This is a genomic window from Halalkalicoccus paucihalophilus (assembly GCF_001593955.1).
Classification (GTDB): domain Archaea; phylum Halobacteriota; class Halobacteria; order Halobacteriales; family Halalkalicoccaceae; genus Halalkalicoccus; species Halalkalicoccus paucihalophilus.
In genome coordinates this window covers 25,408-51,835 of the sequence record NZ_LTAZ01000010.1, presented here as the reverse complement: position 1 = coordinate 51,835, position 26,428 = coordinate 25,408, and the positions used below count along the sequence as shown (strand labels likewise).

Here is a 26,428-nt window from a genome sequence, read left to right as displayed (position 1 = left end):
CGAAACCTTATCCGAGACGCTCTCTACGAGACCAACCACCACCATTGTGTCTTTCCTTATTCTACTCGGAAATAGACCCGATGTGAGTGACTCTAAGCGTTTTCTGAAAGAGATTAAGTAGTTTCGGCTATGTATTATGGTTTGATCGGAGTTAGCGCATCGTTCGGAGGTTGAAGACAGCGTACTTACTCGGTAGCTCAAGTTCGATCCACCCGAAGGCGTTCTGTGTATCATGAATACTTAAAATGCCGTCGTCGACAACACCGTTGATTCGTAAGTGGTGCACTGGGGTATTCATAAATTTGAACTCATCACTATCGTTTGGGGAGTTGTGAGTACTCATATCTCATCGAAAGTCCGGAATCTCCTGTGTGCTCGCTGGTTGGATCTCACCGTGCTGATCAAGATCGTGCGAGTTAGTGAGTCGATACAGTTCATCACAGGATGTCGCGAGGAAGTGTTCATTGCATACTGGACAGCGATCTATGACGAGGGCCTTCTCGGACATTACTCTTCAGTATTAGTATTGAATCGATGTTAGTAAGAGTCGATTACGTCGCATGAACGCAAAATCGGATGTAGCTCTTAACCTCGTTGAACGAATCGATTATCTCAGGGGTGGGCGCGGACTGTCGCCCCGGCCAGCAGCAGTGAGCGTGGTAGTCGAGGTCGTCTGTTCGAATCGCGTGCGTCGAGAGTCAAGTGATGCGAACCGAACTAATCATTTAATGGTTTGCTATCGTTGATAGAGGGAAGTGCTGCCATTGGCCCTCGCAGCAAACGTAACCAATGATTCCTCCTCTCACGACGGAAATGGTGGTCGTCTTCGCCATCGCAGCGGCTGCCTTCTTCATGTTCGTCGTGGAAGTGTTTCCACCCCACGTTACCGCGTTCATCGTCATGACGTCCCTCATCGTCCTCGGGCCGTGGACCGGAATATCGCCCTCAGAGGGGATCTCAGGGTTCTCGAACGACGCGACGATCACCGTGCTGGCGATGCTCGTGTTGAGTTACGGCGTCAGCCAGACGGGAGCCGTCCAGAAGCTCGGCGAGCGAATGGCCTCGTTCGCAGGCACCGATCAGCGAAAGCAACTCGGTGCCACGCTCGCGTTCGCGGGGCTCCCGTCGGCTGTCCTCAACAACACGCCCATCGTTGCCATGCTCATCCCCGTCGTCTCGGACGTCGCCGACCGAGGGCGGACCTCTCCCTCGAAGCTCCTGATTCCCCTCTCCTATGGGGCCATGGTCGGCGGTATGCTGACGCTCATCGGCACCTCAACGAACCTCATCGCCAGCAACGTTGCGGGACGGCTCGGGGGGCAGTACCCCTCCCTCCACGCGTACTCGATGTTCGAGTTCACGAAGCTCGGCATCATCGTCTTTGTGGTTGGGACTGTGTACCTCATGACTGTCGGGCAGCGACTTATCCCCGAGCGAGTCCTCCCGACCGAGACCATCCTAGAGGAGTACGACCTTGAGCCGTACCTGGCGGAGGTCCTCGTGGACGAGGACTCCTCGTTCGTCGGTCGGACCGTCGGTGACACGATGGAAGGGATCGAACTCGACGCAGACATCGTCTCCCTCGTTCGCGGCGAGGGAACGTTTCTGGAACCGCTGGCGGGGAACACGGTTCGGCCCGGCGACGTGCTCGTCGTTCGTGCCGATTTTCCGACGCTCCGGAGGTTGATGACCTCTCAAGGGCTGTCGTTCAGCACCGATAACGTGACCGAGGCGGCGCTCGCACCTGACCGGGAAGGGGAGACACTCATCGAACTTGTCCTGCCGTCGTGGTCGTCGTTGACCGGGGAGACGTTGGAGAGTGCGGCCTTCCGACAGACCTACGACACGAACGTCCTCGCCGTCAGACGGGGGTCGGAACTGCTCCACGAATGGATGGACCGGACGCCCCTCCGTCGGGGGGATACGCTTGTCATCCAGGCGAGCGAGGAGATCGTCGATCGCCTTGCGACGGAGCGCGACTTCATCGTCACGGCTATGCCCGCCGACCCCAATTACCGGGAGTCGAAGATCCCGGTCGCGATTGCCATCGTCGCCGGCGTCGTCGGTCTGGCTGCGACGGGACGCTTCGATATCCTCACGACGGCGCTCTCGGGCGTCGTCGCGATGATCCTGACGGGTGTCGTACGGCCAAACGAACTCTACGAGGCCGTCGAGTGGGACGTGATCTTTCTCCTCGCCGGCCTCATACCCCTAGGAATCGCGTTTGAGGGAACGGGTGCAGCGGCCTCCGTCGGGTCGCTGGTCGCTACGAGTGCCGGTTTCCTCCCCGCCGTCGGCGTCCTCTGGGTGGTCTACGTCATCACGACGCTCGTGACGGCGGTTGTCAGCAACAGTGCAAGCGTCATCCTCATGATCCCTGTCGCCGCCAACGCGGCGGCCGAAATGGGGCTGGACCCGTATGCGTTCGTCCTCGCTGTCACGTTCGCGGCCAGCGCGGACTTCATGACGCCCATCGGGTATCAGACGAACCTACTCGTCTACGGGCCGGGCGGCTACCGGTTCACGGACTACTTCCGGGTCGGTGCACCACTCCAGTTGCTGTTGTCGATAGCCACGGTCGGTGGCATCGTCCTCTTTTGGGGAGTGTGAGACGACTCAAAGCCCACTGTACCCAGGTATCGACGGTCTACGGCAGAACGATTCGGGAATTTTGTTCTGCTGACGTCAGAATGTCCGTTTTCGAAATCATTTTTGTTTATCTGGCTCTGTTGAAACCCTCTTCACATCTTGCGATTTCATAGAGCGCGTAGTTTTCACCGGTTTAGTCAAAAATAGCTCGGAGAGTTTGTGAATCCATTGTCTGGCGTCTCTGTGTCCGTATGTTTCCTCCCTGGATCTAATCATCTTCTTGAACACGAATATAGCACAGCTTATTCGGTGGTATGTATAAAAAGAGTTCACCAAGGTCGAAATTGAAGATCGCCTCAACTCCATCGATGGTTTGAAACGTGTGCTTCCGAGCTGAGTTGCGATCAGTCATACTGCTTAATAGGAGCAGGAGACGATTGAAATCGTTGTGTAGACAAACTAGTCTGGGCAGTTTTGCCTGTAAATTTATCGCTGTCCACGGTAGTGGGCTCTAATAAATCAATAGACTGCGGCGATCTTTGATACGATTTGATAAGCGCACGAACCAGTACGAACTCCCTGAGGAAGGGTATGATCTCCTGCTCGGCCGTTGTGCGCGTTCCAACCGCTCGCGTTCGTCCGAGAGGTCGAGTAACCCGACTGAGAAGCCGTCCGAATCGTGGACATACGAGAGAATCCTACGTCGATCTCGCGCACTTCTCAGGGTTCTCGGGTTTCGGTGGCGCATCATTCTCAGTTTTTATCCCGAGGACGGCGAACCACTCGCCCGTGGGTTCGCGTTTGACCGTGACTTGTTTGACCGTCGAACCGTCGGGGAGTTAGCGGTGGAGTCGGATCGGTATGTCTCCAATCTTACTCAACCACAATTGGGACCGTCCGCTCGTGTTCTTGAGTTTGAAGCCGGTCTGACTGTAGGTGAGGGAACGGTAGTCCCGAGGACGCTTCCACTTCAACATCCCGACAGTACGCCCGTTGTCCTTCTGTACTTTGAGCGTCGAAAGGTTGTCGTAGACGCGCTTGACGACCATCTGGAGCACCTTCGAGTGAACGCCCGTCAGATCGGTCCACCATTTCTTGAGATCGGGGAGTTGTCCCTGAAGGTCGTAGCGTGCCGGAATACCGCCGTCGGATTCGTTAAGTTCGTAGAGGCAGTGGTTGTACAGTTGCCGACACACGTCGATATGATAGCGAAGCTCTCGTGAACGCTGTATCCCCTCCCTACTCGCGCTTTCGGCGCTCCTTGAGGAAGGGAACTTAGCGCCTCAATTAGTTAAATCAGACACGCTCATAGTGGATACCATGCAGTAAGTTGACAAGGATAGAAGACACTCTATAGATATGTACGATCTCACCGGCTTCCAACGAGATTTGCTCTACGTCATCGGCGGATTAGACGATCCACACGGCCTCGCACTCAAAGACGAACTTGAGGAGTACTACGAGACGGAGATTCATCATGGCCGACTGTATCCAAATCTCGACACCCTCGTCAACAAAGGATTCGTCGAGAAGTCACAGATGGACCGGCGGACGAACCTGTATAAACTCACGGCACGTGGCCAGCGAGAACTCGATGCTCGTCAAGAATGGGAACAGCAGTACCTCCGTGAGACGCTGAGCGCAGCCTAGTCACGAGAGGGGTATCGGTCCGAGGGGCACCAATTAGTCGTAGATTCTGTTTCGTCGGTGAATACTTGTGCGAACTGGTTTTCGACTCGATAGAGACGTTCGTCACTTTACCCACTCATAGGCATTGAGAGCTCACGCTAGCATAACACGTGTAGAATCCTACTGTACAAACCGTTCCAAGGTAATGTCGAAAGTCAGAGGGAATGATAAGATGGAGTGCTAAAGCAGTGGGCTACTGTGTCAGTGTCAGTCGGGGACAAGACTGACTCAGGACGCGATAGCGCCATTCTAGGAATCACCATGGAGAGATGGTTATGAGAGGACTCCCGGAGTACCTCATTGGCTGTTGTCCTCGGTAAGTGTCCGCCGCTCCATGCAGTTCAGGCATGGCCGGAAAGAAAGTGGCATTCCACACGCTGGGCATGCTCCATCCGGCGGTCGGCAAACTGGATCTACCATCGTGTGCGTCATACATTTTCATCGAAGTAAGTGTTACTAAATAAACATTCAAGGACGGAATATTCGGTGATAAAACACATTCAAGAAGTATAATCTGAATACCAATATAAATGTGAACACAGATGATTCCAAGTGATATATCGTTCGACATGAACATTAGTTTCGAGGATCGCATAGCTCTGTCTGGATAAAGACATTCACTGTATCGCGCCATATTGCCAATCTGAGTGCCAGTTTCATTGTCGTTTTGGTGAGTAGTTCACTGAGCGATAGTGGCGGCCCCGTACAACTGGATGGGATTTCCTATCGAATCGCTCTGCGATCCTCGCTTGTGTGAGCCCAGTAGTCAATAGTCCTCCAATCCCGCCAACCGATATTCTCTCACAGTGTATCACAACGAGTGGACTCGCCTCATCGCTTGTCACATCGATCCCCAGTGCTCGGAACGTCGTACATACCGAACAAGAGGTCATACTTGCTGAACGGGAGCAACTCGTCAAATGGGGTGTTGAGACGATGGGTCAGTTCCAAGATGAATTCGAACAGCGAATCGCTCACGGACCGCTGATCCAGCCGCGGGCGCCCCGCTTTGTGCGTGATCAATCGCTTTACGGATCGTCTCCTCATTGAGAGAGTCGTCCTCATCGGTCATCGCTATACAACTGGTGCCACATGGAATAACTCCGTTTGTTCACCCCCCAACACAGTGGTTGGAGTTTACTTGCGCAAGCGATTCGCTGATCTTGCGGTCCTTGTAGCTCAGAGGACCGAAGAGCCATGCTCGGGTATCAGTACCGGCCAGATCTAGCGCAGAATAACCCTTAGTTGGCTGACTCCCTAGTGAGACGTGACTCATTTACGGCCAAACCCCAGTGTATCACGCCAGAAAGACTCCGATGGCTGACGCTGTTGTTTGAGTTGATCACGGACCGCAAACGCAAATTCGCGTCCAGTATCTCCTTTGACTCGGTATCGTCGTTCGATATCGTTCCCCTGAACGGTGAGATAATTGCCTCGGAGAAGAAATTCACACACGGGAGCATTCATTTCTTCAAGGCTGAACGCCATAAACTGCGTGCTGAACCTGCTGTTCTTGAAGTCGATGATCCGTTGATTGGTCAAAATGAGTTTCCGAAGAGGTACTCCCCAATACCCCGGAGTCCACCTTTGCCGTTTCGTACATCCAATTCCGAGGAGTATTGTCTCGTCTTCAGAGAGGTGGTCCTCAAGTAATGAGCGAGTTGTATCATCAAACTCATCGACGCTGGAATAGACGGGTTCAGTCATAGACGTAGTTATTGGTAAACTCTATTAAAGAGTGCTTCTCAAACTGAATGATGAGTACCTAAGGGGATGCTCGCGTAGTGTTGAGCCGAAAATATAAAAAGTAAGACTGCAGTGTTCGTCCAGCGAATCTGTGAAGCGGCCTTCTCAGTTTATGATCCGAAACTCCAGCTAGAAACCCTCACGTCAATTCCTGGGATCGGACCTGCGACCGCCACGGGCGTTCTCGCAGTTCACGATCCGACGAACTATGCAATCGGTGATCGATATAGGGTTGCAGCCCTCCTCGGCGAGGACCGGACACTGCAGCTCTCTGACTACCCGCGACTTCTCACTGAACTCCGTGACCAAAACCCAGGTGGGTTCGATCTCTGGACTGTCGAGACGGCGTACTATCAACAGTATCGGGATACCTGCGATGTCGGCCGTTAATGAGGAAGTACATCAACTAATTTATAGATAGGATGCTAGTATTGATGTCGTTTGTGAGCCACAGGGTGCAAGCGCGAAGAAAGGTTAGGCTAACGACTCAGTCACTCAGGATCACCGACTAAGCGATTCGCGCCGTTCACTCAACTCCGCTGGCGCTTCCTGATAGAAGACATTTGGTTTCTTGATGGTGTTGTCATAGTCATTCTCGAATACGTGTGTCGTCGCTGAACTCATCGGTGGCAACAACCAGGAACGCTCACCCGTCACGTCTCGCCCGGCCTCCGCTTCGTTTCGCTCGAATTGTTTGAACTGGTCGGTCACAGTGTGGTGATCGACGATCTGGACATCGTCCTCGTCAAAAGAACGCAGCACCGCGCGGTTCAACACGAGTAGTGCCTCGTCTTTCCAGAGGGATCGGTCGTTCCGCGTATCGAGCCCGAGTTTCTCAGCGACGACCGGCAGCATATCGTAGCGGTCTTGATCCGCGAGGTTTCGGGCCCCGATCTCCGTCGACACGTACCAACCATTAAACGGGGCAGCCGGGTAGTGAAGTCCACCAATCTCTAAGCGCATGTTCGAGACGACAGGAACGTCATACCACCTCAGCCCGAGGTCCTCTAACCACTCGTATTCGGGGTGACGAAGTCGTACCTCACCGATGGCCGACTCGGGGACCTCGAATAGCTCCGGCTCTTGATCCTGGATCTGCACGATGTGGGGCAGGATGTCGAATCGAGTTCCCTCACCCTCCCACCCACGCGATTGGCAATACGCGGTCAGCTCGATTTCGTCGGGATCCCCAACAATGCCATCCTCGGTTTGGTAGCCAGCATAGCGCAGTAGTTCGTAATTCCAGAGTCTGACCTGCTGTTCCCCCTTGATTATCGGTTTGAAGACCGTTAACAACGGTTTGATGTCGCCACCGTTGCGCGCACGTTCGAGATGGGTACAGCAGGCTTCATGTACCTCGCGGGCAGTTTCGCAGTCACGCGCGTCGGCGACGTTCAGGTGGTGCCAGAACAAGCGCCCGATACAGCGGTTGCTGTTCCGCCAGGCCATTTTCGCACCGTGTTCAAGTTCGAACGATGTGTGATCGTAGTGGCCACGCTGCTCGATTGCATCCGCTATCTCGTCAAGCCGGTCCTCGATTTCCGATTCGCGACCGAGTTCTGCATAACAGTCCCGAATGAACGCGTCAGCCTCAGCGTAGAGCTCTTCCTGAGAGTACTCGAAAAAGGATCCAGGCATGTGTCCATTTAACCCGACCCGAATTTACGTTTGGCGACTGCGACAGACAAGTAGTAGTCATATGACAGGAATTTTCCACGGACGATATCTCTCTGTCTTCAACGCGGGTCCAGAAACGGTCGCAGACAAATTCGGGGTTGACGTCGGCGTCGTCAAAGAGTACGGTCACCGCTGCGTGTCGTCTGCTCACAAGCGGACACCTCTGCCAACGCCCAGAAGCACCGACGGATCATCTCTGTCGATGTCGCGATAATCTAAGATAGCGACATTGAGGCTTTCTACTTTACCCACCCGGTGATGGTGATAGTGAACTACCCTGCCCTATTCGCTCACGGCTGACGCCGTTCGCTCCTTGAGGGCAGGGCTTCCTGCTTCCATGACGTTGTCAGACTGGAGAGTCTGACAGCCAATCAGATTCCTCCGGAATCTGATGAACGCGCTTTGCAGACACCAAATGGGTGTCCGTAGGAAGCGCAGTCTCCACAGGCGAACAATCGGATCCAAGTATCGCCGACGACCTTGTGCAACGATTACGATTTGCTAGCCGTCGATGTCGCACAAGGCTCCGGCGCATCCGATTCCGCGAACCACTCACCGGTCGGCGAGAGACCAGAAGCACGGATCTCCACGCTACGTTTATCTCACACCTCACTATAGCATAATTGCTGGCGGAGACCTACCTCGATTGAGATGGTTATCGGCCTCCCTGGCCGATTCATCGGAATTGATTGTAATCACACAGCTTTGCCTGTTCTCCATCGATATCTATCCCGAACACCTAGACGTAAGACGGACTGGACTGTACGGTGCGTTACCGCATGACAGTAACTCGCACTGCATCCGTCGCCGGCATCGGACTGCTCCCGAACGGGACATATTCGATTCCGGAGCGGGAACTGGCAATAGACGTCATCCACGAGGCGCTTGAGGACGCCGCCGTGTCGATGGCGGACGTCGACGGACTCTACATGCCCTCGCCGCGGCCATGGACAAAGCAGAAGTTCTTTTCTACGAACCTGTTACACCTGCTCGGACTCGAGGTCGATCGGACAATCGAGGTCTCGACGGGCGGAACCAGCGGCGGGAAAGCGTTTCAGACGGCCGTTTCGGACGTCCGGAGCGGCGCGGTCGACACGGCTCTCGTATTCGCAGTCGAACGCAACTCGGTGATCGAAACGACCGGTCCGTACTTCGATTACATTCTCAGTACCTTCGACGCCAACTTCGAGTCCCCGATCGGGATGTCAATCCCGGGTGTCTACGCCCAGAGTATGCAGCGGTACTGTCACGAGTACGACGTCAAGCGCGAGGATCTCGCCGAGATCGTCGTCAAGAACCGTGACAACGCGGCCGCCGATCCCGACACACTCTTCGACAAGCCCGTCGACCGGGAGGCAGTCCTCGGTTCGCGTCCGATCGCCGACCCCATCAGATTGTACGAATGCCCAGCGCCCTGTGACGGCGGCGCGGCACTAGTAGTGACGAGCGACGACGGCGATGGCAGTGATACGAGTAGCGAAACCGAGGGAACGGTTGAAGTGGCGGGGTTGGGGAGCCACCATGCCGCGAGTCACCTACTGATGACCCGCGACGAGTCGATCACCGAACTCCCCGCCGTCCGAAAGGCGGCGCGGGAGGCGAGCCGAGACGGGGGCCGCGCTCGTGACGAAATCGACGTTTACGAGCCGTACGCCCCCTTTCCTCATATCGAGGCGATCATCACCGAAGAGTTGGGGCTGGTCGACCGAGGTGCGGGCCTCGAGGCCTGCCTTGACGGGCGAACTGCAGCCGACGGCGAGTTTCCAATCAGTCCGTCGGGCGGCTGTCTCGGGCGAGGTCACCCGCCGATGGTGACGCCGCTGTACAACTACGTGGAAGCGGTTCGCCAGCTCAGAGGGACTGCATCGACACAGGTTTTGGACGCGAACTATGTCCTAACGACCTCGGAACACGGCCACGTCAACGGAGCGACCGCTACGGTCTTCGCGAAGGGTGAGTAACAATGTGCGAGACGTCCTATACCGAGCGGTTCTGGGAGGCGCTCTCCGACGGTCGATTTCTGATTCACACCTGCAATGATTGCGAGGAACGGTTCTTTCCGCCTGCACCGGTCTGCCCGAGTTGTCACTCGTGGTCCGTCGATTGGATCGAGTCAAACGGGACCGGAGAACTCTACTCGTTCACCCGACAGCACGCCACGGCCGACGGGTTTCCCGATGAGATCGTCGCGGGCGTCGTCGAACTAGACGAAGGGCCGCGACTACTGACCGCGATCGACGAGGCGTACGCTGATCTCGTACTCGGTGATCGCGTAAGAGTCGAACCGCGCGAGTATCCGCACAACTACGATCGAGGTTGCCGCTCGGAGTATCCGTTCTTCGCGGCGACGACGATCGATGGCGACGAGTGACGCCCGCTCGCCCTCGCAAGTCCGCTGAAACCAACCATCCGTCCCTCTTTATCGGGAGAACGAAGGAATATTCGCGAGGCGCCGTTGTCACTAGCAGTAAAGCTTTGTTCTTGGTAGGAAAATCTCACCACTATGTCACACAAAGCCAGCCGGCAGTCCGACGAGGTGCACCGACCGTGAGCGAGTCGGATCTCGAAAATGCCCTCGAACACCACGATGAGACGTTTTTTGCTGATCTCGAGGCACTGCTGGCCCAGCCCTCGATCAGCGCGACCGGTGAAGGGATACCCGAGTGTTCGTTGATGGTCAGGGACTTGTGTATCGAGTACGGCTGTGACGAGGCGGAAATCGTCGAGACTGCGGGTCAGCCAGCCATCGTCGCTCACGCGAGAGCAGATCGTGATAGTAAAATTGACGGAAACACCAGCAACGGTGAGAGTTGCCCGACCGTTCTACTCTACGGTCACTACGACGTCCAGCCAGCGACAGCGGCTGAGTGGACCTCGCCGCCGTTCGAACCGACCGTCCGGGACGGTCCCGACGGCAAGCAGCGACTCTACGCCCGCGGCGCGGGCGACAATAAGGGACAGTGGTTCGCACACCTATGTGCGATTCGGGCGCTGCGCGAAACGACCGGATTACCGGCCGACGTCGTCCTCTTGATCGAAGGGGAGGAGGAGAGCGGAAGCGAGAACCTCGAGTGGCTCGTCCGCGAGCACAGCGACGAGTTCGACTCGGACGTTGCGATTGTTGCCGACGGGCCGATCGACTCGTCGGGCCGGCCGCACGTCCTTCTTGGTGCGCGCGGATTGCTGTACGTCGACATCGAGGCTCAAGGTGCGAACCGAGACCTGCACTCCGGTAATTTCGGCGGCCCCGTACCCAACCCAGCGACTGCGATCGCGAGCCTCCTAGCGTCACTAACGGACGAGTACGGACGCAGCACGCTCGATGGATTCTACGACGACGTACGGCCCCTGACCGAGCGGGACTGGGACGTCCTCGGCGCGATCCCAGTCGACGAGGAGGACATTCTGTCTGATCTCGGCCTCGATGCCCTCGCGACCAATCCCGGCGAGGGATACGTCGAGCGGTTGCTCACACGCCCGAACCTGAACGTGGCGGGGCTCGACGCGGGATATCGGGGCGAGGGAATGAAGACCGTTCTTCCGGATCAAGCCCGCGCGAAAATCGATTACCGACTGGTCGCCGATCAAGATCCTGCAGCCGTTTACGATGCGCTCGAACGACACGTCCGAGAACACACGCCGGCTGGGATCGACGTCGAACTCAGCCGTACCGCGGCGATGGCGCCACAGCGGACGTCGGCGGACAGCCCCGTCGTCGAGCCAGCAATGCGGGCGGTCCGCGACGGTTGGGACACCGAACCGATCCTGAAACCCGCACTGGGCGGTTCGGTGCCGACGTACGTCTTCGCCGACGCCCTTGACGTCCCATGTCTCGTCATCCCGTACGCGAACGAGGATGAGAACAACCACGCACCGGACGAAAACATCAAGCTCTCCTGCGTCCGCGCCGGCGCGCGAACGACAGTGGCGCTCCTCTCGGAACTCGCAGACGCGAACCTTGAGTTGGTATCGACGAATTCCTAAACTGAAAGGATTCTGTTCGCTAACAATGGTGGTTTTTTGGATTTAATTCCACACTACTCTTGGGTTTTTGAACAATAATATTTTTGCTCTATCTATCCACTCCTTTCGTATGGATGGACAGCAAGTGCCAGATCTCGATCAGTTCATCTCGCGACGATCAACTGTGTACGCACCGAACGGAATCATTGCGACCAGCCAACCGCTCGCCGCCGAAGCCGGGGCAACGATCCTTCGCGAGGGCGGTAATGCGTTCGACGCGGCTGTGACGACCGCTGCGGCTCTGAACGTCGTCGAACCGACCAGTACCGGACTTGGCGGCGACGTCTTCGCACTCTACCGGACTGCCGACGGCAAGGTCGGTGCGTTTCGAAGCTGCGGCGGTGCACCCGGCGACGCGACTCTCGAGCGCGTTCGCGACCGGATCGCCACCGATCAGGGCGTCGAACCCGACGCAGCGAAGATGCCCATTTACGGTCCGTACACGATCACCGTTCCGGGTACCGCTCGCGGCTGGGAACGCACTGTCGAGGATCTCGGCACGCTGTCCTTCGAGCGGGTGCTCGAGCCGGCAATCGAGTACGCGACCGAGGGGTTCCCGGTTTCGGAGATCATCGCAAATCAGTGGTCAGAGGCGGCGTCAGTGCTCCGAGACGACAACGCTCGCGACGCGTACCTACTTAACGGTCATGCCCCCGATGTCGGCGAACACGTCCGTCTGCCCGCGCTCGGCGAGACGATGCGGCGGATCGCTGAGGAAGGAGCGGATGTCTTCTACGAGGGCGAGATCGCCGAAACGATCGTCTCGGCGGTCCAATCGCGCGGCGGCTTTCTGACACTCGAGGATCTGTCGACCTTCGAACCGGAGTATGTCGACCCGATTAGTACGACCTACGACGGAGCCGAGATCTTCCAATTGCCGCCGAACAATCAGGGGATCGTCGCGCTTGAGGCCCTAAATATCGCCGAGGCGCTCGGGGCGGGCGACCACCCGCCGGACTCACCGGAACGGATCCACCTTGCCATCGAGGCGGCGAAACGGGCTCTGACCGACGGTCTCTTTCACGTCACCGATTCCGACTACGAGGACGTCCCGGATCTCGCCTCCAAGGCGTACGCGGCCGAGCGTGCCGACGAAATCAGGGCCGAAGCGACTCAGGACGTCGATATCGGACACCCGAGCGTGAACGGGAGCGCCGAGGACGCTGACACCGTGCTCCTGACCGTCGCCGACGAGCAGGGGAACATCGTCTCGTACATCAACTCCCGCTTCAAGGACTTCGGCAGCGGCGTCGTCGCGGGCGATACCGGTGTCGCCCTCCAGAACCGCGGAAGTTCGTTCTCGCTGGATCCGGACCATCCGAACCGGATCGAGCCCGGGAAGCGACCGTTCCACACGCTCATCCCCGGATTGGCGCGGCTCGACGATTCCGACTGGGCCGCGTTCGGCGTCATGGGTGGCTACATGCAACCTCAGGGGCATCTCCAGGTCCTCCTGAATCTCCTCGAAGACGGGATGTCGCTTCAGGAGGCGATGGATTACCCTCGATGGCGCTATCAAGTCGACGGTCAGCTCGCCGTCGAAGGGCGCTACGACGGGAATGTGCTGACGAAACTCGCTCGACGCGGCCATGAGGTACGGATACGACCGCCGGGATACTTCGGCGGCAGTCAGATCACTCGCAATGCCGACGGGACGCTCTCGGGTGCCACCGATCCGCGCAAAGACGGGTCCGTCGTCGGGTTCTGACCGACCGGTATTAGTTTGACGGAGGCAGCGCATTTCTACGCGTTCTACGCGCCACCAGATCCGTTGATGGTTCCTCGAATTCGCTATTAGATATCGCCGCTGTCGCTGGAAGAAAAGGACAACTGATTCAGGCCTGCTCCGACCAATCTGCCTCGATTTCGTCGTACGGCGGTGACTGTGGCCACTCGTCGGCGACCCACGTGTAGTCGATGGACAGTTCGTTTCTGATCAGAAACATCGCAGGGCGAGATTCCGACAGCCCCGTCATTCCGTCGAGGTCATGGATGACACCGTAGCGTTCAACGACGTCGTTTTCGGGATCGGAGTAGAGCAAGTGTTGGAGACTCTGGTGCTCGATGAATCACTGGTGATCGAACGTTGTTCGTGCGGAATTGTCGGCTCCTCCCCTCCCTACTCCGTTCGCTTCGCTCACTCCGTTGAGGAAGGGGCCTCTGCCTCGCAATTTAGGTGAGATTCCGACGCCGACCACCGTCTGTTCGTCTCCCCACCCGCGTTCGCGAATCTCTTTCCACCAGTATACCGACTTTCCGCCCCAGTTCAACGGATAAAACACTAGCAACACGTGTTCTTCGTGATCAGGTCGAACAACGATGTATTCTCTCAGTACTCCTTGGACACGAGCGGACAGGTGAAATCAGGTGCCTCCTCCCTTCGGTCGGGTGATCTGATGGAGTGAACTCGACCAGATCGAATCCGTCCGACGCTGTCCTCTCGTTTGCGCCTCCGTCGCCGTACGTTCAGTCGAGGTACTTGACGACCTGCTGACGTTCGTGAAGGAGATTACGGGTCCATACGCTCCGCTGTCAGAATCGATAGTTTCGAACTCACCGCTGTGGACACACGACGAGCTTTCTGACCAGATCCCGAGATTGCATGTCGCCCATCATCTGTGCCGTGTCCGGCAAACGAGTACTCTCTAGCGATGACCAAGTTCAATCGCCCGCTTTCGGCGAAATCGACGAGTCGCTCGAGGTCGACCTGTGTTCCGAGTGTGCTTCCGAAGAGACACTTATGACCGAAAAACAGATTTCGAGCGTCGAATTCGGGAAATTGGCCCACCGTCCGTCCGCAGACGACCATTGGCCCGTTCGTTCGCAACACGTCAAATCCGACGCGAGTAAACGGTCCGTCGAGGTGGTTGATCGTAACATCGACGTCACTGATCGTGGCGACTTCTGTAGTCGATCACAGCGTCGCATCCGTCTTGAGACGAATGCGGGCATGATCAGTATTGTATGCTCGATCGGCCAACTGAGAGTCGGTATGCGAAAGACTATCATTAATCCGACTGCAGGAAACGAGCTAGTGGAGGATTTGAACGTAGTCAGCGAAACCGCCTATTAGAGGGGCGTCGACGTCGACTTCGGATGGGATACAGGCACGTGTTCTTATCGGGTATCACGCCTGTTGAGACGTCGATCGACGAGGACTGCTGTTGGACGGGCCGGAATCAACGCCGCAGTCGGTCAGTAACCGAGATCCAGGAGCCAGTTGACGGTCAGCGCAATAGCGACAAGGAGCAAGAGAACTATGAGCATACCGAACGATGTTCCCCATCCGTAGATGTCGGCAAAGAGCCCGACTACAACGGAGCCAAACGAGCCGACGACGAGATACACTGTCCTGACGAGTCCGAAGCCGGCGCCGCGCTCTTCGTTGGTCATGTTGTCCATAAACCGCGGCTCTACAGCGACCGCCCAGCTCAATCCGTTGCCGATCAATACGAGGCCACCAGCGATACCGAGGACCCCGCGAACCGTGACGAACAGGCCTAACCCCGCTGCACTGGTGACCATGCAACCGAAGGTCGTCACGTCGCGACCGAAGCGGTCTGACACCGCACCGATTCCGGGTTTGACGATCGACTGAATGACGAAGTACGCGGAGAAGACGATACCGGAAAGCGTCGCCGACTGACCGCGATGCTCGACGAGAAACGTCGGCAGGAACGATGCCGTTCCTTGCCAGACGAACGCGCCGACAGATGCAATGGCAACGGTAAAAGCGATCTCTGGCTTGCTGAGAATGTTCGTAACCTCCTCAAGTTGAAATCGCTGTCTGAGCGGTTGCTCGGGCCGATGGGGATCAACAGGGTGGATTCGCCAGACGAACAGCGCGAATATCGGGGCGGCGACGATAGATCCGAACGCGACGGCCGGCCGCCACCCGTACTGTATGCTGATCCACGCCGCGGCGATAGGTGCAACCAGTCCCGCCGCCGACGAGCCGATCGTATGGACGCCGATAGCGAATCCCAGGTTATCGTACGTCCGGCTGAGAAGCGTCGTCGCTGCACTATAGTGGAGTCCGGCGACGGCCCCGAGTACGACCATGGCGAGCACGAAGACGGCGTAAACCGGAGAGAGTGCCAGGAGAATGCTCATTACGGTTGTTCCGCCTACCGACACCAGAATAATTGATCGCTCCCCGAACCGATCGGCAAGAATACCGCTGGGAAATTGCATGATCGCGTAGGACAACCACATCCCGGTTAGTGCGATGCCGATAACGGTATTTCCGATCTGAAAATCGTCGGTGATAGCGGGCACAACGGGGCTGATAGCGAGACGCGCGACCATCGTCGCGAAGAACGCGAACGTACAGAGCGTGAGTACCGTGTGCTTATACTGCCATGTCATCGTTCCTCTCGTATTGACGCAGTCATGGTCTGTACTCACAATGCGATCCAATTAGTGTGGATTTTCCGGCAAACCACACCGCTCTCGGCGACGACCGAGCGACGCGGTCTCAGTAGGATTTCGGGAGACCGAGGACGTGTTCGGCCGCGACGATCCCCAGCTCTTAGGTCGGTGTTTCGCCAGCCGTCGGTCGTGTACGCGACGACAGTGTTGATTCTCGGGCTCTTCGTCTGGCAGGCGTTCACGAGCTTCTATCCGACATATCTGGTAGAGGTAAAGAGGTTCTCGACGACCGTCGCCAGTTTCCTATTCGGGGCCTTCTCATCAAGCCGCTCGCCGGGAGTTCGTACGATCGATTTGGCATCCGCCGCTCGCTCACAATCGTCGCGAGCGGCCCGATGATCGGCCTCATCGCGCTCCCATACGTCGACGACCTCTCTGGATACGTATCACGATCACGGCCCTCGTGAGCACCCTGCTCGGATTCGCGACGGTCGTCGAACCGTCGTTGCTTTACTCTCTGCCCGAGGAGATCCGCGGAACGGGATTCGGAATCCTCCAATCCGTCGGCTTCACAACTGGTGCGGCGAGCCCGGTCCTATTCGGTGTCGTGGCCGACCGAGGTTTTTTCGACGAGATGTTCACCGTTCTGGCCGTGTTTGCCGCCGGAATGTTTCTCTTAGCGTTTCGAATCCCCGAGAGCTGACGGCTTCCGAGTCGGGGCTGTGTTAAGAACTCGAGATGACCGCATCGTTCTCGTAAAATTGCTCGATCTCGTTTTTCGAGTACAACAAGGCCTCAAGGATGTGATCAGTGTGTTCGCCCTTCTTCGGCGGTCGCGAGGAGAACTGCCCGTCGTGAATCCCCGAATTGAAATGAAACGGGAGCGACGCCGTTAGGACCTGTTCGTCGACCTCCGGATTGTAGCTGTCGACGATCATCGACCGTGCCTCGACGTGCTCATCGTTCTCCACGAGATCGCGGACGGTCCGGACTGCTCCCGCCGGAATCTGTGCCTCGAGTAGTTTTTGCTCGAGTTCCGTCGACGTGAACCCCGTGAACTCCGGGATGAGTTCGTCCCGAAGCGCTTCTCGGTGGTCCATGCGGTCGTCGATCGTTTGGAACCGATCCTCCTCGAGCAGGTCCGTTCGATCGAGGACCGTACAGAGCCGCTCGTACATCATCTCCGAGAGCGTCGCGACATAGATGTGTCCGTCGGCCGTCGGGAAGACACCGTTCGGCGCGCTGCCGATGCCCTTGCCTCCCGCGCGCTCGGGTAGCTCTCCCGTCTGGTCGTAGTTCGTGATCCAGTAGGACATCCAGGAGATCGCGACATCGAACAGCGAGATGTCGATGTGAGTCCCGTCTCCGCTGCGGTCACGGTGGCGCACGGCGGCGAGGATTGCGAACGCCGCGTTCGCACCCGTTCCGCAGTCGATCAGACTCGCGCGGATACGGACCGGCGGCCGATCACTGTAGCCGGTGGTTGCCATGAGTCCCGATACGGCCTGAATACTGGGATCGTAGCCGGGATACGACTGATACGGACCGGTATGGCCGAAACCCGATAACGAGCAGTAGACGACGTCTTCGTTTCGCGTGGTGACCGACTCGTAGTCGAGATCGTACTTCTCGAGGACGCCGGGCCGAAAACTCTCCACAATCACGTCGGCTTCGTCGACGAGTTTTGTGACGATCGAGAGCCCCGCATCGGTTTTGATATTGACACACAGGCTCTGCTTGCCGTGGTTGAAGGAGGCGAACATATTCCCGTTCATCAAGTTTCGAAACGAATCGCCCGACGGCGGTTCGACCTTCAGAACGGTCGCCCCCATCTCAGCGAGCAATTGCGTACAGACGGGACCCGCTATCGATTGTGTAAAATCAACGACGGTCAGATCGTCTAAGGGCTTCACACTACCTTCGATAATACCGTCCGAGAAAGTTCTTTGGGAAGAAATAACACACATATATACACAAACCGGTCCCACACCCTCGAAATCGACCGCCGTCGGGAAGAATCATCCTTAAATGATGTGTGTCATTTCAACCCACATGCTTTTGCTACTCGCATCGAAAGCGCGGGCACGATGACAACTGACGCGAACGGGGAGAGCTTCGTGTCTCGATTTACCGACAGCAACGTTCTCGGAACATGGGTATCGATCGGCCACCCGGCGATAGTCGAAGCGGCCGCGAGAGCAGGGTTCGACTTCGTTCTCATCGACACGGAACACACCGCGATGAGTCTCGAGACCGTTGCCCAACTCGTCCGTGCGGCCGCTGCCTCACCCGGAGAACTCGGGGTAATCGTCCGGCCTGCCTGGAACGACTCGGTCCGGATCAAACGAATCCTCGATATCGGGATCGACGGGATCATGGTTCCGATGATCGACACGCCAGACGCTGCCACCGAACTCGTACGGGCGATGCGGTATCCGCCCGACGGTCATCGCGGAATCGCGTCGGGTCGGGCGGCCGGCTACGGCCAGAATTTCGTCAACTACGTCGCGGAGGAGCACCGATCGTTGCTCACGATCGCACAGATTGAAACGCCCACCGGCGTCGAACACGCCGCCGACATCGCGGCACTGGACGGGATCGACGCACTCTTTATCGGACCAGCCGATCTCTCGGCGTCGCTCGGCGTCTTCGCCGAGTGGGACTCACCCGAGCTCACCGACGCGATGGCTCGCACTATCGAAGCCGGAGCGGACTCCGACACGCCTGTCGGCACGCTCACGGTTCGCGAAGCCGACGTCAAGGATCGTGTCGAACGAGGGTTCGACTTTCAAATCGCGGGGAAGGACATGACGACGCTCATTGAAACCGGCGAACGGATCCGCGAAGCGTACGAGGAGAGCGTCTCCCGACACGAGTAACCGCGGCTGTTCGGTGATACGCGGGCGACCGGGTCGTTCTGGTCTCAGTTGCCAGTTTGGCACGGTGTGAGAGTCGTTCGGGAACTGTTGCGGAGCCCGGAACCAGAGTGCGGTGGTTAAATCTGGGGGCTCGAGACGGCTATACTGTTCCCTTATTTGTTCATCCAGACGCCGGACTGCGGTTCGTAGGGGTCGGTCGGAATCTCTACGAGCGTTGGACCGTCGCTCGCGATCGCACCGGCGACGGTCGCTTCGATTTCGTCCGGCGTCTCCGCCCGTTTGGCATCGATTCCGAGTCCGTCGGCTACGGTCGTGTACGACACTGGATTCTCTTCCCAGCCGTACTCACCCTCGTCCATCCGGTAGCTCCGCCCGGCTTCCTCGCTGATGATGGCGTAGTCACTGTTGTTGAGCACGACGACGGTCACGTCGATTTCCTCGTCGGCCAACGTGTGCAGTTCGTGAAGGCACATCAGCAGTCCCCCGTCTCCGGTGAGCGCCACAACGTCCTGTTCGGGGTTAGCTACCTTCGCCCCGATCGCGGAGGGAAGCCCTGACCCCATCGTCGCCCACGAGCCCGGATTGACGTAATCGCGGGGTTCGTACGTCGAAAACATCAGCAGCGTCCACAGTCGGAATCCGCCCGCGTCGACGGCGACGATCGCATCGCGGGGTGTCCCTCCTCGGATAGCGTCCAGCGCCTTGACCGACGTTAGCGGCGCGTCCGACACCGCTCGTAACTCCTCGAGGCGCTCGTCGATCGCCTCCTTGGTCGCCTGCGCGCGTTTCGCTCCGGTTACCTCAGCGATCGACCGTTCCGAAAGCGCGCCGTCAAGTTCGTCGAGCGTTCTGGCGGCGTCGGCAACGATCGCGATCGTAGGGTCGTAGCCGGTTCCGATGTCGTCGGCGCCGAGCGTCACATGGACCAGATCGTCCGGTACTTCGATTGACCAGTTCTGCATGGTAACCGCGTCGAAGTCGGTTCCGACAGCGAGCGCCGCGTCCGCGTCGGCGATGAGTTCCTTCACAGCGGTTCCGGTCCCACCGCACAGTATTCCGCCCATGAGTTCGTGTTCGTCGGGAAAGACCGCTTTCCCCTTGTACGTGAGAACGACCGGCGCTTCAAGACGCTCGGCAACTGCCGTCAACTCGTCGCTCGCCTCGGACGCTCTGATCCCGCCGCCGGCAATGATGACCGGGTTCGAGGCCTCAGCGAGGAGGTCAGCCGCGACATCAACCTCCGCGTCGGGGACGCCGTTGAACGACTGGCGCTCGAGCTCGCCCCTCTCGGCGAGCGGAACGTCCATCTTGAGGAAGTTTTTCGGAATTCCGATCCGGACGGGGCCTTTCGGAGCCGTCTGTGCGGCGTCGATCGCCCGCTTGAGTTCGGCGACAGTACTCTGTGGCGTTTCGACGGTGATGTTTTCCTTAACGACGTTGTCGTAGGTGTCCGGGGGCGTCTCGTGGATCCCGTCGCCGCCGCGAATCTCCGGTTCGGTCTCGACGGCGATGTGAAGGAGCGGCGTACAGTCATTCAGTGCGTTTTTTAGCCCGTTCATCGCGTTCATATCGCCTGGTCCGGGGATGACCACGGTGGCGGCCATTCCGCCGCTGGTCTCCGCGTACCCCCATGCCTGATGCGAGACGGCAGTTTCGTGGCGAGCCATGATGAACCGGATATCGTCGCGCTCGCTGATGCTCTCGTTCAGCGGGAGCGACTGTTTGCCCGGAATACCGAACAGCGTGTCGACGTCATTCTCGGTCAGACAATCGATAATTGCCTCGTTGATCTTCATAACGGTATTGAGACCGAATACAGTGTAAAGGTATAGGGTATCTCTCGTGAAAGACAGTGTAATTTCCACCGGTAACCGCCGTGTCGTTCGTAGCGCAGCAGTCGCCGCACCACACTGGCGCGAAAGTGGCGTCACTGACGATATGCTTTTATACTAGGTTTTGGTGAGTGATGGCATGGACGTTCTACATACGGCCATCTGGGTAGACGACATCGATGCACAGCTGGACTTCTACTGCGACGGACTCGGACTCGAGCAAACGCGCGAGTTCGACCTCGACGGCATAACGAACACCTATGTCGCTGGAGAGAGCGACACGGAGATCCAGTTCAAACATGACGACACCGAGCGGAATCCCGAACCAACCGGCATTGACCACCTTGCCGTCGAAGTCGCCGATATGGCCGAGACAATCGAGACGGTCGTCGAACGGAACGATAGCGTCGTCGTCGAAGATCCACGAACCATCGAGGAAATGGGGATTCGGATCGCGTTCGTCACCGATCCGGAAGGATACGTCGTCGAACTCATCGAAACCCTCGAGGCGTGACTGAAAGTGGAATCCTCCGCATGAGCAACGAGAAACAGAGTCTTATCGAATCGCTGCGCGAAGCCGAATCCCAGTTTCACGAGCTGATGCCGGTCAGAGACGGCTATAGTAAACTCTTCTTTCGCTCGCTCTTCTGGTTCGCCCTCTTCAGTGTGCTCTATACAGTCGTCACCGGTCTATGAACGGGCGACGAGTCGAGCGTCTCTGACCCGAATTATATGGTCTCCCTCCTCGTCTCCGCAGATGTGACGTTGAACACAGCGGATCGAATGACTGCGCTACTGAAGACGCAACCCGAATCAGGAATGGAACTCGAGTCTGTTCCCATCCCTGAGCCGGGACCCGGCGAGGTTCGAATTCGCGTCGAGTCGGTCGGCATCGACGGCGGTGCGGAGGCGCTGATCTATGACTGGCACGAGAGCAAACGACACTACGCCGATCGGCTACCGCAACTGTTCGGCCACGAGTTCGCCGGCATGATCAATGCGATCGGTCCCGATGTCGACGGGCTCGAGGCGGGTGCGCGCGTCGCGGTAGAACCCGTACTTGGCTGCGGCCACTGTCGATTCTGCCGTTCGGGGTCGTTCGGTATCTGTCCCGATCGGCGAATCGTCGGTCTCCATCCGGATCTCGACGGTGCACTCGCGGAGTACGCCGTAGTTCCTCAAGAAAGGCTCTATCCAATCGGCTCACTGAGCGCGGACGAGGGGGTCTTTCTCGAGTTGCTTGGACTGGCTGTCCACGGCATCGAACGCTCCGAGTTCGAACCCGGTGATAGCGTCGCGATCTCTGGTCCCGGATCAGTTGGGATCGCTGCGCTCGTCGCGACGGTTGCCGGTGGGGCGAGTTCGGTAACCGTGATCGGCACGGAGGACGATCGCCAAGACCGACTGCCGCTCGCGCGAGAACTCGGTGCAACGCGTACGGTCACGGCCGAGAACAGTGAGGTGGAACTCGACGAGGAGGCCGACGTTTTCGTCGAGGCCTCCGGTCATCCCGACGCGGTATCGCTCGCGTCGTCGGCGACGCGTCGCTCCGGCGAAATCGTCCAGATCGGCATCTTTCACGGATCGGAGACGGTTCCCGTCGATCTCACTCGGCTCGTTCGGCGGGGCGTCTCGATCACGACGGTCTACGGCCGGCGCGACTCGAGCTGGCGACGGGCGATCGCGATCGCGGAGAACACCGACCTCTCGCCGGCACTCGGTCCGTCGTTTCCGCTCGCTGAGTATGAGCGCGCGTTCGACGCGACCCGTCGACGAGAAGGAATCAAAATCACGCTGCATCCGTAGCGCGAAAGAAGCACTCGATGGTTCTCACTCGCCCTGATCGGTGTACATCTCGTCAGGGTCGAGATTCTCGCGGATCAGCCGAAGCTCTTCCTCGTTCGGCTCCGGCGTCGTCCCTAGGTCGTCGGCGAACTCGATTTCCCAGCCGGTCTCGGCACGCACCTCTTCCCGCGAGGCGTTCGGGTGAAGGGTGTCGACGTACATCTCCCCGTGCTCGTCGAATCGGCAGACGGCGAGGTCGGTGATGACAGCTTCCGGCCCACCGTCGAGTCCGAGCTCTTTCCGACCCTCGCGGCCGTCGACGAAACCGGGGCTCGTGATAAAATCGACCGATTCGGGAAACCGTCGCTCCGAGTGGGGCGTGACCATCAGCGTCCGGTCGACGTGGCCCGCGATCTCGCAGGCGCCGCCACTCCCCGGTAGTCGGACGTCGGGATCGTCGTAGTCGCCGATGACCGTCGAGTTGATGTTGCCGTACTTGTCTATCTGCGCGCCGCCGAGAAAGCCCACGTTGAGGCGGCCGGCCTGAAGGTAGTAGTTGAACCCGTTCCGCATCGGTTCGATAGAGACGGCCCCCGACGCGAGTACTGGATCGCCGATCGAAAGCGGTGGCGAGGACGGATTCGATCCGATCGTTCCCGACTCGTAGACCATTTTCAAATCCGGGGCGTGCGTTCGCTTGGCGACGTTACACGCCAGATTCGGCTTGCCGATTCCGACGAGCACCGAGTCGTCGTTCTCGAGTTCCCTCGCGGCCGCCACCACCATCAGTTCGCTCTTCGTATAGTTCATTGGGTAGCCTCCGTAGATTCGGTCGACCGATCGGTTCCGCCATTTCCACGAGCACTCGGACGAGAGTCGGTCATCGGTACGCCCCCATGTCGATCGGCGTCGCGTACGAGTGCTCCGGCTGCAGGTCGAGTAGTCGGCCGGCGCCGAGTTTCTCGATGTATTCCCGACGGTTTTCGACGCCGTAGACCCACTCATCGAGCCAGGCCTCGACCCGGTCGACGTCGCTCGCGATCTCGGCCCACTCGATGTAGGCCTCGTTGTCCCGACCGTAGTAGCCCTGGGCGTACGACGGGTGGGAGCCGTAGGGGTCGTGGACGACGTGATCGACGTCGTCGCTCGTAATGACGGTCCGGTTCGGATCGCTGCGGATCGTCTCCTCAGAACAGAGATCCTCCACCGAGAGTACGACCGTGTCGGCGGCCAGACCCGCGATCTTCACCTCACCCTGGATTCCCCAGAGGTGAGCGTTCCCCGCCTCGTCGGCTCGTTGAGCACGGATGACCGCGACGTCCGGCTGGATCGGCGCGACGGCGTAAACGTAGTCGTCGTCGAACGGGCTCTCGACGCGAGCGATGTTGTCGTTGTGCTCGGGCAGGTCCGAACCGATGAATCCGCGAAGCGGGGCGAAGGGGAGGTTCGACGCTCCGGCGTCGAGCGCGGCGATTAACCCGAAGTGCGTGTACTCCTCGAGTTCCAGATCGGTCGGAATCCCGTCCTCGGCCGCGCGGCGAAACGCCGCTAGACTTCCGACACCCGGGTTACCCGCCCACGAGAATGTCGCCTTCCGCGCGCAACCGGCTGCGATCAGCTGGTCGTAGATCAGGTCTGGCGTGGCTCGGATCAGCTCGAGGTCTCGCTTTTCCTGCCTGATGATCTCGTGTCCCGTGGCAAACGGGATGAGGTGCGTAAACCCTGCGAGATAGATACTATCACCGTCGGAGACGCCGTCGCTGATGGCGTCATGCATGGACGTGACCTTGCTCATAGCTATGTTGGACTACAGAACGAATGGCGCATTTCGCACATAAGAATTGCCTTTGGAGGCACTTCGAGGTGGTACCGGCACGCGCACCTCTCACCCACAGTCAGGGATCCGATTACAGTACATTGATACCGGTAGATAAGATACCACTTCACATGATCTCGCTCAGTCCCGAGCAGAAGTTACTGGTCTCGTCGGTCACGGACATCGCGGAGCGCGAGTTCGCCGATCGAGCGTTCGAGTGGAATGGCGAGCCGCCGTGGGAGAATGCGCAATTGTTGGCCGATCGAGGGTTCCTGGGCGTCAATTTCTCCGAGGAGTACGGCGGCGGCGGAATGACCGAACTCGACGCGATCCTCACCATCGAGGCCGTCGGCCGCATCTGTCCCGACACCGCGGAGTTCCTCTACAATCAGCAGCTGGTCGCGCCGCGAGCGATCGAGCTGTTCGGAACCGAGGATGCCAAGGAACGATATCTGCCGCCTGTCCTCGACGCAGAAGACAGCATCGCGATCGGTATCTCGGAACCAGAAGCGGGATCGGACGTCGGCGCAATGCGAACACGAATCAAGGAGGACGGGGACGACCTGGTGCTCGACGGCGAGAAAACGTGGGTGAGCAATGTCGAGCAGTCGAGTGCGGCGCTCGTTTGGACGCAGTTTCCCGACGGACTTGGATCGGTTATCGTCGAGTTCGACTGGGACGGCGTCGAGATTGAGCAACACTATGCCAACATGGCTGGCCACCACCAGACGCATTTCCTCATGGAGGACGTCGTCGTTCCGGAGGAAAACGTCGTTACGAGCGGTCCTGAGGGGTTCAAAAACCAGCTACGGGCGCTCAACTGGGAGCGCGTGGGAAGCGCCACGCTGGCGAACACGCTCGCGAGCTGTGCGCTGGAGAAGGCGCTTGAGTACGCCGAGCAGCGAACGCAGTTCGATCAGCCGATCGACGAGTTCCAGGGGATCGAGTGGAAACTCGCGGACGCGGCGACAGAACTCGAGGCCTCGCGGGCGCTCACCCATCGAACGGCGGTCCGTGCACACGAGCAGGGGCGCATTCCCGCCCGTCTCGACGCGTCGATGGCCAAACTCCGTGCGAGCGAGATGGTCGAGCACGTGGTCAGCGAAGCTCTCCAAATCCACGGAGCGAACGGGTATCAGCAGGGCCATCCCCTCGAGTACCTGTACCGGCTGGCTCGAGGACGCCGGCTCGCGGCCGGTACCGACGAGATACAGAAGAATCAGATCGCGGCCGCACTCAAGCAAAACGGGCTGCCGAACCCCACATGATCCGTGGTACCCCTGTTACGAGTAGTCGCGGCCGAATTCCGGATCGCGATTCTCACCGAAGGCTTCGATCGCTTCTCGGTGTTCGGGATCGGTAACGCACTCCCACTGGTACGCGATGGCCCGTTCGCAGTATTCCTCGAACGATCGCTCCGGATCGACGAGCCGGTTCGTCCGTCGAACCGCCAGCGCGGGAAGTTCGAGCAGTTCTTCCGCCAGTTCGTATGCATGTTCCACGGGTTCGTCCGCGCTGTCGACCGCGAGACCGAGGTCGACGGCGTCCGCGGCGGTGATGTCCTTGCCGGTGAGGAGGTACTCTTTCGCTTTCGCCTCCCCAATGAGACGCGGTAACAGCCACCCGCCGCCATCGCCGGGGACGAGACCGACGCGGACGAATCCTTCCCGGAGTATCGCGTCCGGACCGACGATGCGCAGATCACAGGCCAGCGCAAAGTCACAGCCCGCACCGACCACGGGCCCGCCGACCGCTGCTATCGACGGCTTCTCCATTCGTCGGAGCTGCCGAGCGACGTTCTGGACCGACCAGAGGTAGCCTGCGTACTCCTCTTCGGTCATCTCATCGCGCCAGTTCGGCATCTCCGTGATATCGGCCCCCGCACAGAACCCGTCTTCAGCGCCGGCCGGACTTGGTGGTGATCTCTCGAATATCGGATGTCGTCATCGCTCGCAATCAGGTATCGCTACGAGGTAAGTTACGGGGATCGAACGGATCGTCCTGCCCTCCTGCGGCGGTTC

At 58.6% G+C, this 26,428-nt stretch carries 22 protein-coding genes and 1 pseudogene; 13 read left to right on the top strand and 10 right to left on the bottom strand.

Translation table 11 applies throughout. From position 1 onward, the window contains the following. Positions 1 to 789: 789 nt before the first annotated feature. Positions 790 to 2,610, top strand: coding sequence for an SLC13 family permease (locus tag HAPAU_RS14205; protein ID WP_368085892.1), 1,821 nt, complete (start codon positions 790 to 792; stop codon positions 2,608 to 2,610). 544 nt (positions 2,611 to 3,154) lie between these two features. Here HAPAU_RS14205 and HAPAU_RS22910 read toward each other — a convergent pair. Then, positions 3,155 to 3,821: pseudogene (locus tag HAPAU_RS22910) on the bottom strand (RNA-guided endonuclease InsQ/TnpB family protein); the annotation flags it as partial. A 127-nt stretch (positions 3,822 to 3,948) separates the two neighbouring features. Here HAPAU_RS22910 and HAPAU_RS14195 point away from each other — a divergent pair. After that, positions 3,949 to 4,239, top strand: a complete 291-nt coding sequence (locus tag HAPAU_RS14195) for a PadR family transcriptional regulator (protein WP_066384031.1) — start codon at positions 3,949 to 3,951, stop codon at positions 4,237 to 4,239. Between the two features lie 1,311 nt (positions 4,240 to 5,550). Here HAPAU_RS14195 and HAPAU_RS21010 read toward each other — a convergent pair. Then, on the bottom strand, positions 5,551 to 5,985 hold the full coding sequence (locus HAPAU_RS21010) for a hypothetical protein (protein WP_157078479.1): 435 nt from the start codon (positions 5,983 to 5,985) through the stop codon (positions 5,551 to 5,553). Positions 5,986 to 6,096: 111 nt separating this feature from the next. Between HAPAU_RS21010 and HAPAU_RS14180 the strand changes: the two genes are divergently transcribed. After that, entirely contained in the window at positions 6,097 to 6,414 is a 318-nt protein-coding gene (locus HAPAU_RS14180) for a hypothetical protein (protein ID WP_245634128.1), read from the top strand. Positions 6,415 to 6,525: 111 nt separating this feature from the next. On the opposite strand, the gene HAPAU_RS14175 is transcribed toward HAPAU_RS14180, so the two are convergent. Next, positions 6,526 to 7,662, bottom strand: a complete 1,137-nt coding sequence (locus HAPAU_RS14175) for a nitric oxide synthase oxygenase (RefSeq protein WP_066384022.1) — start codon at positions 7,660 to 7,662, stop codon at positions 6,526 to 6,528. A gap of 818 nt (positions 7,663 to 8,480) precedes the next feature. On the opposite strand from HAPAU_RS14175, the gene HAPAU_RS14170 reads away from it, so the two are divergent. From HAPAU_RS14170 to ggt, 4 genes are all read left to right on the top strand, one after another. After that, the gene (locus HAPAU_RS14170) at positions 8,481 to 9,662 is read left to right on the top strand and encodes a thiolase family protein (protein WP_066384019.1); all 1,182 of its coding nucleotides are present in this window, start codon (positions 8,481 to 8,483) and stop codon (positions 9,660 to 9,662) included. 2 nt (positions 9,663 to 9,664) lie between these two features. Next, positions 9,665 to 10,072, top strand: a complete 408-nt coding sequence (locus tag HAPAU_RS14165) for a Zn-ribbon domain-containing OB-fold protein (protein WP_066384017.1) — start codon at positions 9,665 to 9,667, stop codon at positions 10,070 to 10,072. Between the two features lie 176 nt (positions 10,073 to 10,248). After that, positions 10,249 to 11,685, top strand: coding sequence for a M20/M25/M40 family metallo-hydrolase (locus HAPAU_RS14160; protein WP_066384014.1), 1,437 nt, complete (start codon positions 10,249 to 10,251; stop codon positions 11,683 to 11,685). Between the two features lie 109 nt (positions 11,686 to 11,794). Beyond that, the gene (ggt, locus tag HAPAU_RS14155; protein ID WP_066384013.1) at positions 11,795 to 13,432 is read left to right on the top strand and encodes a gamma-glutamyltransferase; all 1,638 of its coding nucleotides are present in this window, start codon (positions 11,795 to 11,797) and stop codon (positions 13,430 to 13,432) included. 127 nt (positions 13,433 to 13,559) lie between these two features. Here ggt and HAPAU_RS22330 read toward each other — a convergent pair whose 3' ends face one another. Both HAPAU_RS22330 and HAPAU_RS14140 read right to left on the bottom strand, forming a co-directional pair. Next, positions 13,560 to 13,766: a hypothetical protein gene (locus HAPAU_RS22330; RefSeq protein WP_066384011.1), complete on the bottom strand. Its 207-nt coding sequence runs from the start codon at positions 13,764 to 13,766 to the stop codon at positions 13,560 to 13,562. Between the two features lie 1,153 nt (positions 13,767 to 14,919). Continuing rightward, a complete protein-coding gene (locus HAPAU_RS14140) occupies positions 14,920 to 16,092 on the bottom strand; it encodes an MFS transporter (RefSeq protein WP_066384007.1) in 1,173 nt (390 codons plus the stop codon). Positions 16,093 to 16,558: 466 nt separating this feature from the next. On the opposite strand from HAPAU_RS14140, the gene HAPAU_RS22020 reads away from it, so the two are divergent. After that, positions 16,559 to 16,798 (top strand): hypothetical protein, encoded by a 240-nt coding sequence (locus tag HAPAU_RS22020; protein ID WP_211263586.1) that lies wholly within the window; start codon positions 16,559 to 16,561, stop codon positions 16,796 to 16,798. 22 nt (positions 16,799 to 16,820) lie between these two features. Here the strand turns inward: HAPAU_RS22020 and HAPAU_RS14130 are convergent, their stop codons facing one another. Then, the gene (locus tag HAPAU_RS14130) at positions 16,821 to 18,008 is read right to left on the bottom strand and encodes a CaiB/BaiF CoA transferase family protein (protein ID WP_211263585.1); all 1,188 of its coding nucleotides are present in this window, start codon (positions 18,006 to 18,008) and stop codon (positions 16,821 to 16,823) included. A gap of 174 nt (positions 18,009 to 18,182) precedes the next feature. On the opposite strand from HAPAU_RS14130, the gene HAPAU_RS14125 reads away from it, so the two are divergent. Next, positions 18,183 to 18,974, top strand: a complete 792-nt coding sequence (locus tag HAPAU_RS14125; RefSeq protein WP_066384002.1) for an HpcH/HpaI aldolase family protein — start codon at positions 18,183 to 18,185, stop codon at positions 18,972 to 18,974. A gap of 152 nt (positions 18,975 to 19,126) precedes the next feature. Here HAPAU_RS14125 and HAPAU_RS14120 read toward each other — a convergent pair whose 3' ends face one another. After that, positions 19,127 to 20,770: a thiamine pyrophosphate-binding protein gene (locus HAPAU_RS14120; RefSeq protein WP_066383996.1), complete on the bottom strand. Its 1,644-nt coding sequence runs from the start codon at positions 20,768 to 20,770 to the stop codon at positions 19,127 to 19,129. A gap of 175 nt (positions 20,771 to 20,945) precedes the next feature. On the opposite strand from HAPAU_RS14120, the gene HAPAU_RS14115 reads away from it, so the two are divergent. The 3 genes from HAPAU_RS14115 (at position 20,946) to HAPAU_RS14105 (ending at position 22,612) form a co-directional block, all read left to right on the top strand. Next, positions 20,946 to 21,320: a VOC family protein gene (locus HAPAU_RS14115; protein WP_066383994.1), complete on the top strand. Its 375-nt coding sequence runs from the start codon at positions 20,946 to 20,948 to the stop codon at positions 21,318 to 21,320. 20 nt (positions 21,321 to 21,340) lie between these two features. Next, positions 21,341 to 21,502, top strand: coding sequence for a hypothetical protein (locus HAPAU_RS21750; RefSeq protein ID WP_169802660.1), 162 nt, complete (start codon positions 21,341 to 21,343; stop codon positions 21,500 to 21,502). A 63-nt stretch (positions 21,503 to 21,565) separates the two neighbouring features. After that, the gene (locus HAPAU_RS14105; RefSeq protein WP_211263584.1) at positions 21,566 to 22,612 is read left to right on the top strand and encodes a zinc-dependent alcohol dehydrogenase; all 1,047 of its coding nucleotides are present in this window, start codon (positions 21,566 to 21,568) and stop codon (positions 22,610 to 22,612) included. Positions 22,613 to 22,636: 24 nt separating this feature from the next. Here the strand turns inward: HAPAU_RS14105 and HAPAU_RS14100 are convergent, their stop codons facing one another. Both HAPAU_RS14100 and HAPAU_RS14095 read right to left on the bottom strand, forming a co-directional pair. Further along, positions 22,637 to 23,401, bottom strand: coding sequence for a CoA-transferase subunit beta (locus tag HAPAU_RS14100; RefSeq protein WP_066383989.1), 765 nt, complete (start codon positions 23,399 to 23,401; stop codon positions 22,637 to 22,639). Positions 23,402 to 23,471: 70 nt separating this feature from the next. Then, the gene (locus HAPAU_RS14095; RefSeq protein WP_066384055.1) at positions 23,472 to 24,368 is read right to left on the bottom strand and encodes a CoA transferase subunit A; all 897 of its coding nucleotides are present in this window, start codon (positions 24,366 to 24,368) and stop codon (positions 23,472 to 23,474) included. Positions 24,369 to 24,538: 170 nt separating this feature from the next. On the opposite strand from HAPAU_RS14095, the gene HAPAU_RS14090 reads away from it, so the two are divergent. Beyond that, positions 24,539 to 25,675, top strand: a complete 1,137-nt coding sequence (locus HAPAU_RS14090; protein WP_066383987.1) for an acyl-CoA dehydrogenase family protein — start codon at positions 24,539 to 24,541, stop codon at positions 25,673 to 25,675. Positions 25,676 to 25,690: 15 nt separating this feature from the next. Here HAPAU_RS14090 and HAPAU_RS14085 read toward each other — a convergent pair whose 3' ends face one another. After that, positions 25,691 to 26,341 carry an enoyl-CoA hydratase/isomerase family protein gene (locus HAPAU_RS14085; protein WP_281177890.1) on the bottom strand — a complete coding sequence of 217 codons (651 nt, stop codon included), beginning with the start codon at positions 26,339 to 26,341 and terminating at the stop codon, positions 25,691 to 25,693. Between the last annotated feature and the right edge of the window lie 87 nt (positions 26,342 to 26,428).

Coding starts and splice junctions, on each gene's coding strand:
- HAPAU_RS14125 (WP_066384002.1), top strand. CDS start 18,183: ATGACAACTGACGCGAACGGGGAGAGCTTCGTGTCTCGATTTACCGAC.
- HAPAU_RS21750 (WP_169802660.1), top strand. CDS start 21,341: ATGAGCAACGAGAAACAGAGTCTTATCGAATCGCTGCGCGAAGCCGAA.
- HAPAU_RS14140 (WP_066384007.1), bottom strand. CDS start 16,092: ATGACATGGCAGTATAAGCACACGGTACTCACGCTCTGTACGTTCGCG.
- HAPAU_RS14090 (WP_066383987.1), top strand. CDS start 24,539: ATGATCTCGCTCAGTCCCGAGCAGAAGTTACTGGTCTCGTCGGTCACG.
- HAPAU_RS14115 (WP_066383994.1), top strand. CDS start 20,946: ATGGACGTTCTACATACGGCCATCTGGGTAGACGACATCGATGCACAG.
- HAPAU_RS14170 (WP_066384019.1), top strand. CDS start 8,481: ATGACAGTAACTCGCACTGCATCCGTCGCCGGCATCGGACTGCTCCCG.
- HAPAU_RS14175 (WP_066384022.1), bottom strand. CDS start 7,662: ATGCCTGGATCCTTTTTCGAGTACTCTCAGGAAGAGCTCTACGCTGAG.
- ggt (WP_066384013.1), top strand. CDS start 11,795: ATGGATGGACAGCAAGTGCCAGATCTCGATCAGTTCATCTCGCGACGA.
- HAPAU_RS14165 (WP_066384017.1), top strand. CDS start 9,665: ATGTGCGAGACGTCCTATACCGAGCGGTTCTGGGAGGCGCTCTCCGAC.
- HAPAU_RS14120 (WP_066383996.1), bottom strand. CDS start 20,770: ATGAAGATCAACGAGGCAATTATCGATTGTCTGACCGAGAATGACGTC.
- HAPAU_RS21010 (WP_157078479.1), bottom strand. CDS start 5,985: ATGACTGAACCCGTCTATTCCAGCGTCGATGAGTTTGATGATACAACT.
- HAPAU_RS14195 (WP_066384031.1), top strand. CDS start 3,949: ATGTACGATCTCACCGGCTTCCAACGAGATTTGCTCTACGTCATCGGC.
- HAPAU_RS14095 (WP_066384055.1), bottom strand. CDS start 24,368: ATGCATGACGCCATCAGCGACGGCGTCTCCGACGGTGATAGTATCTAT.
- HAPAU_RS14100 (WP_066383989.1), bottom strand. CDS start 23,401: ATGAACTATACGAAGAGCGAACTGATGGTGGTGGCGGCCGCGAGGGAA.
- HAPAU_RS14205 (WP_368085892.1), top strand. CDS start 790: ATGATTCCTCCTCTCACGACGGAAATGGTGGTCGTCTTCGCCATCGCA.